Here is a 16,064-nt window from a genome sequence, read left to right on the forward strand (position 1 = left end):
ATGACTTCCGTCCACCCCCCAGGCGTTACGGTCACGTTGCACGGAGGAGAATTGCCGGTCTCCGCACCCTCGCGGGCCTGCTCGGCACCCACCCGAGACAGCCTCAGGCAGGGTCGGTCACGTCCGCAACCGTGGCGTCGAGCGCCGCCGTGAGATCGACGGCGTCAACCGTGGCGCCCACACCGTGAGCGCCTCCGCCGATCGACACCGGCCCCGGCTCGCTGAGCCGGGAGTCCGCGACGACGGGCCACCTGTGGAACGACCCGAACGGCGTGATGGTTCCCCTCTCGTAGCCTGTGACCTCGAAAGCGACCTCCTTGCTCGGCATCGACAGGCGGGAGACGCCCAGCAGTGCGCGCAGCTTGGGCCAGGAGATCTGCCGGTCGCCGGGGACGAGCACGAAGAGATAGTCCTCGTCCGCGCGGCGCACGACGATCGTCTTGATCAGCTTCGCCGGGTCGACGCCGCGGGCGGCCGCCGCCTCGGCGAGGCTGGCCACCTGACCGTGCCGTGTCACCTCGAACGGGATGCCCGCCGCCTCCAGTGCCGCGACGGCGCGTTCTTCGCTCATGAAATTTCCTATCCTGAAAATGCAAGTCTTCGTTGTCTCGCCATTTGGTCAAGAACCGCCCCTGGAGCCCGGCGCTCAGGTGTCGTACTCGGTCCGTTCGGTTCGCCAGTACTCGGCGCCGTCCCGCGTGCGCCGCACCAGGCCCTGGTCCACCATCGCACGACGGACGCCCACGGGGTCCTGCGCCAGCTCACGCAGCCGGTCGGTGAGCTCGCGCTCCGTCATCGGCTCCAGGAGCGTGGGCATCGCCTGGACGGCCAGATACCGCGTCACGGCGATCTTGTCGCGCCACCGGCGCGGCATCCCCTCGAGGATCCCGGAACGCAGGAAACGCCGGGGGTCCCCCGGGGATCCCGCAGCGCCCGCGGTGGCCTGCTCGTGCCGCGTCTGCTCGGCTGTCACGCGACCGCCCGTCAGTCCTCGGGCTGCTCGTCGACCGGCGCGAGCTCGTCGTCGCGGAGGGTCGCCGTCGGGCTGGGTGCCGAAGCGCTCGGCGTGGGCTTCGGCTCGTCGTCCGTCGGGCACGGGGCGGGTTCATCCGTGCCCTCCGGCTCGCCGTCCGGCGTCGAGGCGTCGTTCGCCGCGGGCTCGTCCGTGCACTCCGGGTCGGTCGGCTCCGACGGCTGCGAGGGCTCTTCCCCGGGCTCGGTCGGCGTCGGCGACGGCTTCGGGTCCGTCGGTGTCGGCGACGGTGACGGCTTCGGGTCCGTCGGCGTGGGCGTCGGCTTCGGGTCGTCCGGATCCGTCGGTGACGGTGACGGCTTGTCCGGGTCGGTCGGCGTCGGCTTCGGGTCGTCCGGGTCCGACGGCGTCGGCGACGGCTTGTCCGGGCCCGACGGGGTCGGCTTCGGCGTGGGCTTCGTCGGCTTCTGCGACGGCGGGTTGTCCGGCCTGTCGGCGCCCGGCTTGGAACCCGGCTTCCGCGGGCCGTCGTCGGAGCTGTTGCCCTTCGGCTTCGGGTCGAGCGCCGGCTTGTAGCGCGGGGTCGTCTCGTCCGTCGGCTCCCAGGTGCCGACGTCGGACCGGTCGATCGCGCGGTTGGGGATCGAGCCCGCCGCGAAGAACTCGAAGTGCCACGGCTCAGGCTTCGAGCCGCCGAGCTGAGCCCACGAGGGGTTGTCCCAGCCGTAGTCCGGACCGTGCACCCGCAGCCAGACGTACTCGGCGGAGTTGCCCCCGGCGATCGGGTTGCCCAGGTCCACGGCGATGCCCCAGCCGTGGTTCGACGTGCCGGGGATCGCGGCGAGGTGCGGCTTGGCGCTGGCCACCGCGACCTGCAGCTCGTAGGAGCGGTAGGAGTCGGTGATCGGGATCGGGTAGCCGAACTCCTGCTCGAACTGCTCGTTGAGGGCCGTGAGCCGCTCGGCGGCGTCGCAGCGCAGCATGTGCCCGGGGGCGAACTCCAGGGGACACAGCACGGCGGCCGGGATGCGGCCGTTGGCGTATCCGGTGGTGGTGCCGCCGAACCTGCTCACGACGTCGAGGAGGTTCTCGCGCAGCGAGAAGCCTCGGCTCTGCCCGGGCCCGAGCCCCAGCCCCTCCACCTCGACCAGTGCGTTGGGTACCGACGGGTCCAGCAGGTTCGCGAGCCGCACGGCCGCGATGACCACCTCGTCGTAGGTGACGTAGCCGGCCTGCGGGTCGTCGTCGTGCGGGTCGATCACCGAGGTGCGCTCGTTCGACACCTCCACGGCGGGCGGGCCGTCGTCCTCCGGCTCCCGCGCCGTCCGGTCGCGGTCGGGCTCGACGTCCTTCTCGGTGCCGTCCTTCGCGGTGCCGCCCCGCTCCGAGCTGTCCCGACCGGCGTCGTCCCGCTTCGGCTCGACGTCCTTCTCGGTGGATTCCTGCTCGGCCCGGTCGCCCTTGTCCCGGTCGGGCCGCTCCGCGCCGTCCTTCTTCGTGCCGCTGTCGTCCTTGTCGTCGGCGGCCTGCTGGGAGCCGCGCGCCACTGGTGCGTCCTCGACACGGAGGCCCTCGTTGTTCTCGCCGAACGCCAGCTGCTGCATCTGGTACGTCGTGTAGAGCATGCCCAGCTCGGCGGCGGCCTGCGCGATCGTGGGGCTGAAGTTGGGACCCTGCTCCTGCGCCTGCTGCTCGGCCCGTTCGAGGACGGCGACGATCTGGCCCAGCGTCACCCCGTCCGGGGCCGTCTCCTCGCCCACGGAGACGCTCTCGATCAGGCCGTAGAGCCGCATGGGCAGCTCGCCGTCGTTGCCGCCGGACGGTTGGGAGGCCGGGACGCTCGCGGAGGCGGTGAACAGCACACCTGCGGCGATCACCGTGGCGACCACCCCGGTCCAGGCCGGCCGGAGAAACCTCCGCAGGCCGGTACGGAAGGTGTGCGGAACGAGCTTCTTCGCCTGATCGTCCACGCGTCGCCCCCTCGGTCGGTGCGCCATCTCACGGTGCAGTACTTACCGCTTCGGATCCTTGCACAGGAGTATCACGCCGAGGTGAACTCCTCCGGCGTAATTTTCAGCGCTCAGGTGAACGACCCTCCTGGGCAGAGCCGCGTGCTCCGACCGCGGCGACACTCCCCCGATCCTCCAGGGTAACGATTCGGGCGTATAACGCAATGAGGGCTTCCAGGCACTTCTCGGATGCTCCACACTGTCCCGCGTCCGTACGGGCGCTCGTGCGCCCGCAGTCGAGCGGCCGGAACAGTGGCCGTGAAAGGAAGTCCCTCATGACCGAGACCACCAGCGCACCTGCCGTCCAGGGCGCGGCGGCCCAGGACCCGCAGGCGAACACCCTGGCCATCGTGGGCTTCATCCTCGCGTTCGTCGCTCCCCCGATCGGGATCGTCGTCTCGGCGATCGCCACCTCCAAGGCCGGCAAGGCGGGTTTCGACAGCAAGCTCTCGAAGTGGGGCCTTGGTCTCTCGATCGCCTTCACGGTGCTGTACCTCGCGCTGGTCGGCGCCGGCGTCTACGCGGCGCTCTCGCTGCCGACCTCCTGACCGAGATCGGCCAGGGCGTCCGCGCGACGCCCAGCAGCGTCACCAGCAGCGCGGAGGCTGCCGTCCCCTACCGGGGCGGCAGCCTTCGCTGCTTCCATGGCTGATACCGGGCTATCCAAGACCTTTCGGATACTCCAGAATATGGCCTGACCTGTCATAAAACCTGCAACCAGGGGAGCTTTACCACCATGACCACGCCCGACACCACGACTCCCGAGGCCACTGCCGACGAGAACGCGGCAGCGACCGCCACCCAGGTCGTGGAGACCGAGCCCGCGGCGTCGGAGGTGACGTCAGCGGCGCAGGCCGTGGCAACGGAGGCAGTAGCCACCGAGACCCCGGACGTGACCCCGACGGAGGCCGTCACCGAGGCCGCGGTCGCCGTGGCCGCCCCCGCCGCCGCCGGGACCGCCGTCGCCGTCCCGGGCGACTCCGTCGAGGCCGACGAGGAGGAGGACCCGCAGACCACGGTCTTCAGCCTTCTCACCTTCTTCCTCGCCGCACTGCCGGTCATCGGCGTCATCCTGAACGCGATCGCCGTCGCGCGCGCCGGCAAGGAGGGCTTCGACCTGTGGCTCGCCCGCTGGGGTCTCGCGCTCGCCATCATCGAGACCATCGGGGCCCTCGCCCTGGTCGGCCTCGGCTACTACCTGGGCATGCTGACCGCTGGCACGGTCTGAGCCGGCCGACCGGGCAGCCGCGCCTGCCCGACCCAGACGTGTCAGGCCCTCAGGTCACGCGCGTGACCTGAGGGCCTGACTCGCACCCGGAGCACATCGCCTCCGAAGGGTTGAGCGGGTGAAATTTCGCTAATCGTCACATCGCGGTCATTCAGGTGACATCGCCCAGATCGACGATGAAGTCGCCCGGTCGGTCTCGAGGAAGGTCTGTCCCATGTCGCAGCTCGTCGTCCAGCGAAGCCTCCGTCAAGGGCCTCGAACCCGTCACCTCGTCACGTCGGTCGTGGTGCTGGCGCTCGTCGCGCTCCTGACGGTGACGCTCCCGCAGCCCGCCGGCGCCTACCCGCCGGACCTCCCGTCCAAGGCCGTGGCACAGACCGAGCTCGACGTCCTCACGGTGCGAGCGGAGAGCGCCCCCGGGCCGTACGACCGCGACCTGTTCCCGCACTGGACCACCGTCGACGGCTGCACCACCCGCGAGACCGTCCTGCGACGCGACGGCGACGGCGTAGAGGTCGGGAGCGACTGCTACCCGACGTCGGGCACCTGGTACAGCGAGTTCGACGGCGAGACGCGCACCTCGCCGGCCGACCTGCACATCGACCACGTGGTCGCCCTGTCCGAGGCCTGGGACTCCGGTGCCGGCGAGTGGACGACGGATCGCCGGGAGGACTTCGCCAACGACCTCACCGGCCCGCAGCTGATCGCCGTCACGGCCGAGGTGAACATCTCGAAGAGCGACCACGACCCCGCCGAGTGGGTTCCCCCGCTCGCGAGCAAGCGCTGCGCCTACGCCAAGATGTGGATCCACACGAAGGCGCGCTGGGACCTCAGCGTGGACTCCGCGGAGAAGGCGGCGCTGCAGCCGCTCCTCGACACCTGCTCGTACTGACTCGCACCAGGATCCGCTGCGCGCCCTGGTCGCGGGAGTCGCCGGAGTCGCCGGAACAGGTCAGCCGCTCAGGTCGTCGAAGGACCCAGGGCGGCTGACCCGGACATAGGACAGCGCCACGTAGAGGGCCTCCTCCGCGTCGCGTGCCGCCTCGTAGGCGTCCTGGCAGGCGGCGTACCCCGCGCAGGCCAGGTCGAGCACCGCGATCGCGGCCCTGGCCGCCGTCTCCGTCCGCGCCGGGTCGGTACCGCTGCCGCTCGCCGGGAGCGCCACGGCCCGCTCCTGGGCGGCCCGGAGGGCGGCGAGACCCGCGGCGTGCCCCGCGCGTCCGGACTCCAGCGCGGAGGCGTACGTGTCGAGCACCTCGGCCACCGCCCCGAAACCCGGCGCGCCGTCCCGCACGGTGCGTGCGCCCGCGCGGACCGCCAGCGGGTCACCGTCGGGCATGCGGCCGACCGCCGCGTCCCAGCCGGACGCCGTGACCCCCAGGTCCGCGAGCATGCTCGCGATCTGCTCCTGCGTACCGCCGTGCTCGAAGACCTGTCGGGTGCGGCTCAGGCCGTTGATCCGCGCCTCGCACAGCTCGACCAGCTCCGTGAGGGTCATGTCGGCCCCTCGGCGACGGTCCACCGCATCGGCGCCGACCTCCAGCTGCTCAGGCATCCCGCCCCCCTCTACGGCATCCCCGCACGTCACAATGATCTCGGCAGCCTAGATGCCCCTCGGCACCGGCGACATGGGGAGCGATCCCCATGGCCACGGACCGGTGGTCGCGCCGTCGTAGCAAATCACCTTGCCGTCCCTGGGACAATGAGGGGTTGTGAGTACCGAGCCTTCTTCCACCCCCGTGCCCGACGGCGATCACGGCCGCCCGGGCGGAGGCCGGAACCGTCGCCGCGGGGCAGGCCAGCAGACGGACAGGCAGAACCGCCGACCCCGGCGCAACGGGCCGCAGCGCGTGTCGACGGCACAGCTCGAGGCTGCCGCCGCCAAGCGGGTCGCCGTCGAGGTGCCGCCGATCACCTATCCGGAGCAGCTTCCCGTCTCCGCACGCCGGGACGACATCTCCGCCGCGATCCGCGACAACCAGGTGGTGATCGTCGCCGGCGAGACCGGCTCGGGCAAGACGACCCAGATCCCGAAGATCGCGCTCGAGCTGGGGCGCGGGCGCACGGGCCAGATCGGGCACACGCAGCCCCGGCGGCTCGCCGCGCGGACGGTCGCGGAGCGCATCGCCGAGGAGCTCGGCACGGAGCTCGGCGGTGTCGTGGGCTACCAGGTCCGCTTCACGGACCAGTCCAGCGACCGGACGCTGGTCAAGGTCATGACCGACGGCATCCTGCTCGCGCAGATCCAGCGCGACCCGCAGCTGCTCGCCTACGACACGATCATCATCGACGAGGCGCACGAGCGGTCGCTGAACATCGACTTCCTGCTGGGCTACCTGTCCCGGCTGCTCCCCCAGCGGCCCGACCTCAAGCTGATCATCACGTCGGCCACCATCGACTCCGAGCGGTTCGCGGCGCACTTCTCCCCCGCTGCCCTGGCGCGGCGCGGCGGTGCGCCGGACTACGTCACCGACGTGCTGCCCGACCTGGCGCCGATCGTCGAGGTCTCCGGGCGCACGTTCCCGGTCGAGATCCGCTACCGCCCGCTGTCGCCGGACGAGGGCGAGGCGGCCACGGAAGGCGGCCGTCCGGCGCCTTCGCCCCGGGACTCCGGCGGTCCGAAGAAGAAGGGCAGATCGCGCGGCGCCGAGGAGAAGGACCTCGTCACCGGCATCATCGACGCCTGTGACGAGCTGATGCGCGAGGGTGACGGCGACATCCTGGTGTTCCTCTCCGGAGAGCGCGAGATCCACGACACCGCCGACGGGCTCGCCGGACACCTCAAGGAACGCGCCCGGGACCCGAAACACCCGCAGCACGTCGAGATCCTACCGCTGTACGCGCGGCTGTCGAGCGCCGAGCAGCACAGGGTGTTCCAGCAGCACTCGTCGCGGCGCATCGTGCTGGCGACCAACGTGGCCGAGACGTCGCTGACCGTCCCTGGCATCCACTACGTGGTGGACCCCGGCACGGCCCGCATCAGCCGTTACTCCAAGCAGACCAAGGTGCAGCGGCTGCCGATCGAGCCCGTGTCGCAGGCCTCCGCGAACCAGCGGTCCGGCCGGTCCGGCCGTGTGGCCGACGGCATAGCGATCCGCCTCTACTCGGAGGAGGACTTCGACGGCCGCTCCGAGTTCACCGAGCCCGAGATCCTGCGCACGTCCCTGGCGTCGGTGCTGCTGCAGATGATCTCGGTCGGCGTGGTCAGCACGCCCGACGACGTCGCCCGCTTCCCCTTCGTCGAGCCCCCGGACACGCGAGCGATCCGCGACGGTGTCCAGCTGCTCACGGAGCTGGGCGCGCTCGAGGAGGTCGACGGCACCACGCGCCTCACCGACGTCGGGCGCACGCTCGCCCAGCTCCCCATGGACCCCCGCCTGGCCCGCATGGTCATCGAGGGCTCGAAGCACGGCGTGGCCCGCGAGGTGGCGATCGTCGCGGCCGCCCTGTCCATCCAGGACCCCCGGGAGCGCCCCGCGGAGCAGCGCGCGCAGGCCGACCAGCTGCACGCCCGGTTCGCCGACCCGCGTTCCGACTTCCTCACGTACCTGAACCTCTGGGAGTACGTGCGGGAGCAGCAGCACGCGATGGGCAGCTCGGCGTTCCGCCGCCTGTGCAAGTCCGAGTACCTCAACTTCCTGCGGATCCGCGAGTGGCAGGACGTGGTGGCCCAGCTCCGGGAGATGTCGAAGCCGCTCGGCATCGAGATGTCGTTCCAGCCCCGCCGTCGTCCCACCCCCGTCACCGTGGACGCCGAGGTCGAGACGCCGTCATACCGCCAGACCTGGGACGACGACACCATCCACAAGTCGCTGCTGGCCGGCCTGCTCTCGCAGCTCGGCATGCAGGACACGGGCGACGTGAAGGCGTCCGCCGTCGCGCACCTGCGGGGAGCGCAGCGCGAGATCGCGCTGAAGCGCGCCAAGAAGCAGGCCCGCAACGAGTACATCGGTGCCCGCGGGGCACGGTTCGCCATCTTCCCCGGGTCCCCGCTGTCGAAGAAGCCGCCGGCGTGGATCATGGCGGGCGAGCTCGTCGAGACCAGCCGCCTGTGGGCGCGCGACGTCGCCCGCATCCAGCCGGAGTGGGCCGAGGGCCTCGCCGGGGCGCTCGCCAAGCACACCTACTCCGACCCGCACTGGTCGTCCAAGCAGGGCGCCGCGATGTGCACCGAGAAGGTGCTGCTGTACGGCGTGCCCATCGTGTCCGACCGGCGCGTGCTCTACGCGAAGGTCGACCCCGAGGCGGCGCGGGAGATGTTCGTACGGCACGCGCTCGTCGAGGGTGAGTGGACCACGCACCACCGGTTCTTCCACGACAACCGCGCGCTCCTGGAGGAGGCCGGTGAGCTCGAGGCCCGCTCCCGGCAGCGCGGGCTCGTCGCGGACGAGGACGACCTCTTCGCCTTCTACGACGAGCGCGTCCCCGACTCCGTGGTGTCCGCCGCGCACTTCGACCGCTGGTGGTCCCGGGCGCGCAAGGAGACGCCGGACCTGCTCACCTTCACGATGGAGCAGCTCGTCGGTGACGCGTCCGTCGACACCTCCGAGTTCCCCGAGAAGTGGCCCCAGGGTGAGCTCACACTGCCCCTCACCTACCAGTTCCAGCCTGGGTCCGACGCCGACGGCGTCACCGTGCACATCCCCGTCGCCGTGCTCGCACGAGTCGTGCCGGACGGGTTCGACTGGATGGTGCCAGGGCTCCTCGAAGAACTGACCGTCGCGACCATCAAGTCACTGCCCAAGGTGGTGCGGCGCGAGCTGGTGCCTGCGCCGGACGTCGCGCGCGAGATCGTCGCCTGGATGCGTGAGGAGTGCCCGGCCTGGGAGGACGTCGTGCGGGCCGGCGACATGGCCGAGCCCTATGTCGGCACGTTCACACGGGCCGTCCGGGCCGTCCGCGACGTGGTGGTGCCGCCAGAGGTCTGGGACGACGAGCGGGTCGCGCGGCTGCCCGGGCACCTCCGGATGACCTTCCGGGTCATCGAGGAGCGCGGGCGGGGCCGGGACGCGTCGTCGATCGTGCTGGACGAGTCGAAGGACCTGCTGCTGCTGCAGCGGAAGCTGGCGGGGCGGGCCGAGGCTGCTGTGCGGTCGGCGGTGAAGGGGGCTGTTGGGGCTGCTCTGGCTGAGGCTCGGGCTGCTTCTTCGGCTTCTGGTGCTTCGGTCGGGGCGGGCGCGGCGGGCGAAGACCCGCGCGCGACACACTCACGCGCCCCAGGGGGCGCTCCGTTCGGGGAGACGGTCGCGCGCGGGTCTTCGCCCGCCGCGCCCTCCGTCGTGCCGTCGCCTTCCGAGGTGGGGGCGCGCGGCTCCCAGGGTGGTGGGGTTGGCGGGGGCGTCGGTGTCGGCGATGGTGCTGGTGTTGTCGTCGGGGAGCAGAGCGGGGTTTCTTCTTGGCCTGCTGGGCTGCCTGACGGCGGGGTGCTGCCGGTTTCCGTGTCTACCGACGTCGGGGCCGGGGTTGTCGTGCGGGGGTTTCCGGCGCTCGTGGAGGAGGTTGCTCCCACGGTGAAGGGGCAGGCCCGGTCGGTCGGGGTGGCCCTGCGGATCCTGGCGGACGAGAGCGCCCAGGCCTCCGCGCATGCCGCCGGGGTCCGGCGGCTGTTGCTGTCCGAGGCCGCACTGGGTACCGGGCGGATCACTTCCCGGTGGACCGGGACGCAGTCCCTGACCATGGCGGCGTCGCCGTACGCGAGTACCGAGGCGCTGGTCACCGACCTGCAGCTGGCGGCCGTCGTCTCGTTGACCTCGGCTGGTGACTCCGCGCGGTACGACACGCCGCCGGGCGGGCCGGATGCCGCGTCCGTGCGCTCCGCCGGTGCTTACGCCGACGCGCTGGCCTTCGTGCGGAAGCACCTGGAGGACGAGGTGCACCGCATCGTGGGGCACGTGGTGGCCGCGCTGTCGGCGAGCCGCACGCTCGAGGCGGAGATCCGCGCGTCGGGCAGCCTCGCGCTGCTGAACACCCTGCAGGACCTCCGGGAGCACCGTGCGTCGCTGATCCACGACGGGTTCGTGTCCGCGACGCCGCCGCGGCGGCTGCCGCACCTGGCCCGCTACCTGCGCGCGGACTCGCACCGCCTGACGAAGGCCACGGAGAACCCGGGACGCGACGCCGACCTCGCCTGGCGGATCGGCGACGTGACGGCCGCCTACGAGAAGGCACGGGCCGCGTACGCGGCAGGCTCCCCCGACGCCGCGCGTGCTGCGGAGCTCGCGGACGTCCGCTGGATGCTCGAGGAACTGCGCGTCTCGCTGTTCGCGCAGCAGCTCGGCACCGACGGCCCGGTCAGCGAGAAGCGCATCCGCAAGGTGCTGGTGCCGAACGGGTGGTGACGGACCGCCGTCTCACAGGACCCGAAGACCTGCGCCCTCTGCGAGCTCCCGGAGCCGCCGCACGGCGGCGCAGGTCAGGGGGACCTGAGAGCCGTCCGGCAGCAGCAGCCAGTGCCGACGGCTCGCCACCGCGTGCGGCTCGCCGCTGACCAGCGCCGAACCCGCCGGAACCCGGAGCGCCGAGCCGCCCGCGTCCAGCACCATCCCGCCGTCGTCGGTGCGCAGCACGCCCTGGCCGGGTGCCACCGACCCGGGACCCAGCGGCGGCACGTCGTCAGCCACGATGTCGACACCCACGCCGGACGTGCCGCCCCGGGAGCGCGCGGCCAGCGAACGCACCAGGAACGACCCCCCGAGGATCGCGACCGGCACCACGCAGACGACCACGCCGATGACCAGGGCCTGCCCGGTCATCTCGCCGGACGCGACGCGGAAGACGAGAACCGCCGCCGCGCCGAGCGCCACCGGCAGCATGGCCCAGTTGAGCCGGCGGTACCACGGCGTCCGCGGCGCACCTTCGTCGAGCCCGCGCACCACCCGCCAGCCCGTCCACCGACGGCGGTCGTCCGCCTGGAGCGCGACCAGGCCGGAGGAGTCCGCGATACGCCGCCAGGCCCGCGCGGTGGCGCACACCGTCGCCACGGCGAACGGCAGGATCGGCAGCGCCCCGCTGATCGGGCTGCCCGAGGAGTCAGCACCGAGCACCGCGAGGATCGCGATCAGCCCGATCAGGAAGAGGACCGGGTAGAGCACTGCACGCACCGCGTCGAGACCGCCGGTCACCCCGCCGACGCTGCGCAGCCCCGGGTACGGGGCGAAGCTCCCACGCTCGCGTACGCGGTAGTCGTGCTGTTCCTCCGGGTCCACCCCGGTGCCCTGGTACGGCCGCACGGGCAGGGCCAGGACGCGCGGGTCCCGGATCGCACGCGACCACGCGTGGCGGAGGCGGCGTGCGCGTACCCAGTCCCGCCGGTACCAGAACCACCAGGCGAGTACACCGAGAGCCAGGATCGGCCCGATCACGAGCGACGCGACGTCGGCGCTCTCCCCCGGGGCCCCCTGCCCGGCCAGGACCGCCGCCGGTCCGGCTACGAGCCCGGCACCCGCGGAGACGCCGGCCAGCATCACGACGCCCGCCAGCATGCGACGCACACCGCTGTCCCGCTTCTCGGCGATACCCAGGTGCACCGCCGCGGCGTCGTACCAGTCCCCGAACGTGGTCGGCAGCGGTACGTCCTCGGGCATGGGCGGGAGGGCGCGCCGACCACGCTTCTCCGGCGCCGTCCGCACGGAGGTCGTCATGCCGCTCACCCGGCCTCCTGCGACCCAGGGGCCCTCGTCGCGTCGTCGTGCAGCGGCGGCAGGTCGCCGAGCGGCGGAGCACCGCTGACGACAGGTTTTCCGTCCTTGTCCACGGGCATGATGGTGGCAGGGCCGGCCATGGCCGCCAGCAGCATCCCGACGCCCTGGACCTGGTCGGGGTCCGTCGAGAAGCCCATGAGGACCAGGCCGGGCCCTCCGGCCTTCGGCGCCGCGACGACCGCCGCGAGCCCGACCGTGCTTCGTACGGGCTCGGCCTCCTGCGGCGCACCGGGCTTCCGGTACGTGGCCTCGTAGGTCGTCGTCAGGCCGAGGGCCGGCCCGATGCCCGTCTCGAAGGTCTCGCTGTACGCGCTGTCGAGATCGATCCCCGCCTTCGCGCCGATGACGCGCCGCACCACGTCGAGAAGGGACAGCGGACCGTCGAACGCGGTGATCTCGGTGACGGAGCCGATGACGTTCCAGAAGATCTCCTGCCCCACCGCCGTGGGGCCCTCGTGCTCGGCTCCCTGGTAGACGAGACCATGAAGGAGCACCCGCTCCTGGCGCCACATCTCGCGCCACGACTGCAGGCCGGCGCGAAGCCTGTCCGCGTCGGCCTCCGGCAGCGGCACCCCGACGTCGTCGAGCGCGGACCGGATCGTGCCGAGCGCCTCCTGCGCCGTCAGGGTGCCGGCCAGCTCGATCCAGTCGTCCGGGACCCGGGTACGCAGGCGCCAGCGGGTCGGGTTGTCCGCCTCTGGCGACGTCGTCACGGTCACTGCGTGACCCCCTTCTGGTTGTCGTACGTGCCGTTCTTGTCGTTCTTGGTGTCCCACCCCATCATGCCGAGGCCGATCGGTGTCGTACCGAACCACATCCCCTGGTCGAACATGAGGTCGACGGACCGCCAGCCGAGCTCGGCGACCGACTCGATCGAGCCTCCCTTGGCCGCGAGGGAGAAGAACCCAGGGATCTGGTGACCCTGCCCCAGGATGAACTGGCCGAAGGTCGGAGCCGCCCGGCCCGCCGTGGTCGCCGCGGCGGCTGTCGCCTTGAACGTGGCGCCGAGCGCTCCGACGCCGAGCGCCGTCGCGATGATCCCGACCACGACGGACGGCGTGAACCCGTCCGCCCAGGACCCAGCCTGTCCCGCCGCCGAGAGATATGAGGCGAGGGTGCTGCCGGCGGTGGCCGCGAGGCTGATCAGGCCGAGGACCTGGACGCCGGGGATGGGCAGCAGTGCCAGGATTCCGGTCACCAGGGCGACCACGTTGAGGATGTTGGAGATGAGGTTCAGCAGGCCGGCGTTCTCGGCGGCCCATTCGAGGATCATGTCGCCGATGTCGGCCACCCAGTCGCCCAGGTCCTCGAACCTGTCCCCGACCCAGTCGATCGCACGCTCGTACCAGGCGGGGTCGTCAGGGGCCATGGCCGCCGCGGTGTCGAACTCGTCGAGGAGCGTCTTGGACGCCGCGTCGTACTCGCGGACGAGCTGGTGGATCTCCTCCCAGATGCCGGCGACGCCCTGCTCGGCACCTTCCAGGGTCTCGCGAGCGTTGCCCCGGTCCCGCTCGTTCTGCTCGTAGCGCTGCTGTTCCGCCTCGGTGGCATCGTCCGGCGGACGCGAGCCGTCGGGAATGTTGTGGTAAGCGGCCTGCGCCGCGTCCCGGGCAGCCATGGCCTCGCCGAGACGGCGGTCAAGGCTGTCCGCGTCACGGCGGAAGGACTCCAGGTGGGTGGCCCACGTCTCGAGAGCCGACGCCGCCTTGCGGAACGCCCCCTCGGCGTCGGCGACCTTGGGGCGGAAGTCGTCGGCGAGCATCGACCTGAAGGCGATGGCCGTCTCGCCGAACCACTCGCCCTCGTTGACGCTCTCCAGCAGGAACTTCACCCGTTCGAGCGTCTCGTGACCACCCGTCAGGCCGTCGGCGAGAGACCCGGTGACGACGTGGTCGCCAGGGGTTGGATCAGTACCGATGTGCTCGTACTGGACCATCACTCACCGCCCAGCGCTGCGGCGAGGTCGGCGTCCACCTTGGCGAAGCCCTCACGGATCTTCTGGAGCTGCTCCTGGGCGTTGCCCGTGGCCTCGCACATCTGGTCGATGCTGTGGTCCCACCTGTTCTTGAAGTGCTCGACCTTCTCGATGAGCCCCTGCTCCCCCACCGCCGACGGCTCAGCCTTCCTGATCGCGTCCAGCGGGTCGTACAGGCGGTCCTTCATCTGGCCCAGGTCGTTCTCGACCGTCGCCAGGAACTCGTCGTTCATCACAAGGCGCGTCATTCTGCCCTTTCCTCGGCTCGATCCGTGTCGGCCGGCTTCGTCTGCTGGGGGTCACGATCTCAGCGCCCGCACCCGGCGACAACGGGGAGAACTCCCCCTGGTCTCCCAGGGTTCGTTCAGGGGCCGACCGGGGGATCACCGGATGTCGGGGGCACCGCACCCCGCGTAGCGTCGAGGACATGAGCACACCTCGACTCTTCCGACCCCGTCAGGGGCGCATCATCGGCGGCGTCTGCGCCGGTATCGCCCGCCGGTTCGGCTGGGACCCCACGATCGTGCGGGTCGTCACCGTCGCCTCGATCCTCATCCCGGGACCCCAGGTCCTGGCCTACCTGATCTGCTGGGTCTTCATCCCGAACGAGCGCACCGCCTGACCGTCGGGAGCCGCTGGCTCACAGCGGCTGCGGTCCTGGGATCAGCACGGCTATCCCGGCGTCGGCGGCTGCGTCACGCAGGCCGACGTAGTCGGAGCAGGTGACGGCCACGTGGCTGCCGTCGGGCAGCACCAGCCACTGCTTGCCGTCGCGGAGGAGCGACCCGACGCCGCTGATCAGTGCCGTCACGGGCAGGTCGAGCTCGGGGACCGAGCTGTCGGCCGGGATCAGGTGGGCGTGACCGTCGTCCAGGGTGAGGACCATGTCGCCGGTCGGCACCGTCGCGCGCGGAGTGCGGGGGTAGCTCGGGACCTCGACCAGGACCACGAAGCCCGACCCGGTCCGGCCCTCGGGCTGTCGCCCAGAGCCGTGCCAGAGCCACAGCGCCAGACAGATGAGCCCGAGGACCGCGAGGCCGCCCAGGGCGGCAAGCCCCAGATTCGGTTGCCGCCATGCGATCAGTGCCGCGATCAGCCCGAAGATGCCGAACGGGACCACGGCACCAAGGACAGTGGTCCGCACGCTCTCTTCGGCGGCGCGCGCCGCCCGGACGTCCGGCCGCGTCCCGAACGACACGGTCGGCGAACGGTCATTCGAATCGACCACTCCTCCGTCAGCGAGGGCTCTCGGCGAACCGGCGGCGGCACTCGACACCCGTTCCTTCAGCGGTGTCGTGCCGGGCACCCCGTGCAGCAGCTGCCAGCCCATCCACCGGTGGCGCTCCTCGACGTCCGCCCGGGCGAGCGCCTGCGCCAGCAGCATCCGGCGGGCATAACGCACGGTTGAACTGATCACCGGCGGCAGGGCGGCGAGCAGGTAGGCGGCAAGCAGCACTCCGTACTGTCCTGGTCCGGGCGCCCACCAGGTGGGCGATACGACAACGCCGACCGTCGCCAGGATGAACGCGGACAGCGGCGGGTACGACCGCAGCGCCTCGCGCCTACGGACCCGGTCCGTATGGCTCCGGTAGTACACCCTGTAGACGAACGGCCGGTCCTTGATCCGCACGTGCAGCCGCGCCCGGTACGGGTGCGTCATCTCGGGGTCGATGTCGACATCACGCACCTCACCCACGCTGAGCGGCCGCTCGGGCAGCTCCAGGACGCGAGGGTCGTGGACCGCCCAGGACCAGGCCTTACGCAGTTCCCAGGCCCTGTTCCAGCGGCGCCGGTACACGGCCCAGCAGAGCCAACCGACGGCCAGCAGGATGGCGCCGACGACGACCGACCACGTCTCGGGCCGCCCCACCGGCCCGCCCGGCAGCATCGAACCGACAAGCTGCACCAGTGGCACCAGCGCGACAAGCTGGAGGAGGATCAGCAGACCGCCGGCGAGGATGCGGACCAGCGAGAGGTCCTGCTGCTCCGCACGCCAGAGGTAGCCGCACGCGGCGTCGTACCAGTCGCCGAAGGTGCCGGTGGGCCGTACCTCGTCCGGATGCGGGGGCAACCCGCGCGACGAGCCGCCCGGCCTGAGCGGCACCACGCCCCAGTACGTCGTGCGGTTCTTCGCGCCGAGCGGGCCCGCCCATGCGGGCGTCCGGTGGACATAACCCAA

At 71.6% G+C, this 16,064-nt stretch carries 14 protein-coding genes; 5 read left to right on the top strand and 9 right to left on the bottom strand.

Features of this window, described 5'->3' with window-relative positions:
* Window positions 1-103: 103 nt before the first annotated feature.
* The 3 genes from ACYVK7_RS21345 to ACYVK7_RS21355 form a co-directional block, all read right to left on the bottom strand.
* Window positions 104-571 carry an aminoacyl-tRNA deacylase gene (locus tag ACYVK7_RS21345; RefSeq protein ID WP_460889726.1) on the bottom strand — a complete coding sequence of 156 codons (468 nt, stop codon included), beginning with the start codon at window positions 569-571 and terminating at the stop codon, window positions 104-106.
* 75 nt (window positions 572-646) lie between these two features.
* Complete coding sequence (locus ACYVK7_RS21350) at window positions 647-973, bottom strand: DUF2087 domain-containing protein (protein ID WP_460889727.1); 327 nt, start codon at window positions 971-973, stop codon at window positions 647-649.
* A gap of 11 nt (window positions 974-984) precedes the next feature.
* Window positions 985-2,943, bottom strand: a complete 1,959-nt coding sequence (locus ACYVK7_RS21355; RefSeq protein WP_460889728.1) for a M15 family metallopeptidase — start codon at window positions 2,941-2,943, stop codon at window positions 985-987.
* A gap of 314 nt (window positions 2,944-3,257) precedes the next feature.
* On the opposite strand from ACYVK7_RS21355, the gene ACYVK7_RS21360 reads away from it, so the two are divergent.
* The 3 genes from ACYVK7_RS21360 (at window position 3,258) to ACYVK7_RS21370 (ending at window position 5,102) form a co-directional block, all read left to right on the top strand.
* On the top strand, window positions 3,258-3,530 hold the full coding sequence (locus ACYVK7_RS21360) for a hypothetical protein (RefSeq protein WP_460889729.1): 273 nt from the start codon (window positions 3,258-3,260) through the stop codon (window positions 3,528-3,530).
* 188 nt (window positions 3,531-3,718) lie between these two features.
* A complete protein-coding gene (locus ACYVK7_RS21365) occupies window positions 3,719-4,210 on the top strand; it encodes a hypothetical protein (RefSeq protein WP_460889730.1) in 492 nt (163 codons plus the stop codon).
* A gap of 214 nt (window positions 4,211-4,424) precedes the next feature.
* Window positions 4,425-5,102, top strand: a complete 678-nt coding sequence (locus tag ACYVK7_RS21370) for an HNH endonuclease family protein (RefSeq protein ID WP_460889731.1) — start codon at window positions 4,425-4,427, stop codon at window positions 5,100-5,102.
* A gap of 60 nt (window positions 5,103-5,162) precedes the next feature.
* Here ACYVK7_RS21370 and ACYVK7_RS21375 read toward each other — a convergent pair whose 3' ends face one another.
* Window positions 5,163-5,765 carry a hypothetical protein gene (locus ACYVK7_RS21375; protein WP_460889732.1) on the bottom strand — a complete coding sequence of 201 codons (603 nt, stop codon included), beginning with the start codon at window positions 5,763-5,765 and terminating at the stop codon, window positions 5,163-5,165.
* A gap of 295 nt (window positions 5,766-6,060) precedes the next feature.
* Here ACYVK7_RS21375 and hrpA point away from each other — a divergent pair, with 295 nt between their 5' ends.
* On the top strand, window positions 6,061-10,548 hold the full coding sequence (gene hrpA, locus ACYVK7_RS21380; protein WP_460889733.1) for an ATP-dependent RNA helicase HrpA: 4,488 nt from the start codon (window positions 6,061-6,063) through the stop codon (window positions 10,546-10,548).
* Between the two features lie 12 nt (window positions 10,549-10,560).
* On the opposite strand, the gene ACYVK7_RS21385 is transcribed toward hrpA, so the two are convergent.
* The 4 genes from ACYVK7_RS21385 to ACYVK7_RS21400 are packed head-to-tail and all read right to left on the bottom strand — an operon-like array spanning window position 10,561 to window position 14,133.
* The gene (locus ACYVK7_RS21385) at window positions 10,561-11,859 is read right to left on the bottom strand and encodes a hypothetical protein (protein WP_460889734.1); all 1,299 of its coding nucleotides are present in this window, start codon (window positions 11,857-11,859) and stop codon (window positions 10,561-10,563) included.
* The gene (locus ACYVK7_RS21390; protein ID WP_460889735.1) at window positions 11,856-12,623 is read right to left on the bottom strand and encodes a hypothetical protein; all 768 of its coding nucleotides are present in this window, start codon (window positions 12,621-12,623) and stop codon (window positions 11,856-11,858) included. The genes ACYVK7_RS21385 and ACYVK7_RS21390 overlap by 4 nt, the downstream gene beginning before the upstream one ends.
* Window positions 12,624-12,625: 2 nt before the next feature.
* A complete protein-coding gene (locus ACYVK7_RS21395) occupies window positions 12,626-13,846 on the bottom strand; it encodes a putative T7SS-secreted protein (protein WP_460889736.1) in 1,221 nt (406 codons plus the stop codon).
* Window positions 13,846-14,133 (bottom strand): hypothetical protein, encoded by a 288-nt coding sequence (locus tag ACYVK7_RS21400; protein WP_460889737.1) that lies wholly within the window; start codon window positions 14,131-14,133, stop codon window positions 13,846-13,848. Before ACYVK7_RS21400 ends, ACYVK7_RS21395 begins: the two co-directional genes overlap by 1 nt.
* A gap of 179 nt (window positions 14,134-14,312) precedes the next feature.
* Between ACYVK7_RS21400 and ACYVK7_RS21405 the strand changes: the two genes are divergently transcribed.
* On the top strand, window positions 14,313-14,507 hold the full coding sequence (locus ACYVK7_RS21405; protein ID WP_460889738.1) for a PspC domain-containing protein: 195 nt from the start codon (window positions 14,313-14,315) through the stop codon (window positions 14,505-14,507).
* 18 nt (window positions 14,508-14,525) lie between these two features.
* Here the strand turns inward: ACYVK7_RS21405 and ACYVK7_RS21410 are convergent, their stop codons facing one another.
* Window positions 14,526-16,064, bottom strand: coding sequence for a hypothetical protein (locus ACYVK7_RS21410; protein ID WP_460889739.1), 1,539 nt, complete (start codon window positions 16,062-16,064; stop codon window positions 14,526-14,528).

This window comes from Promicromonospora xylanilytica (assembly GCF_054782895.1).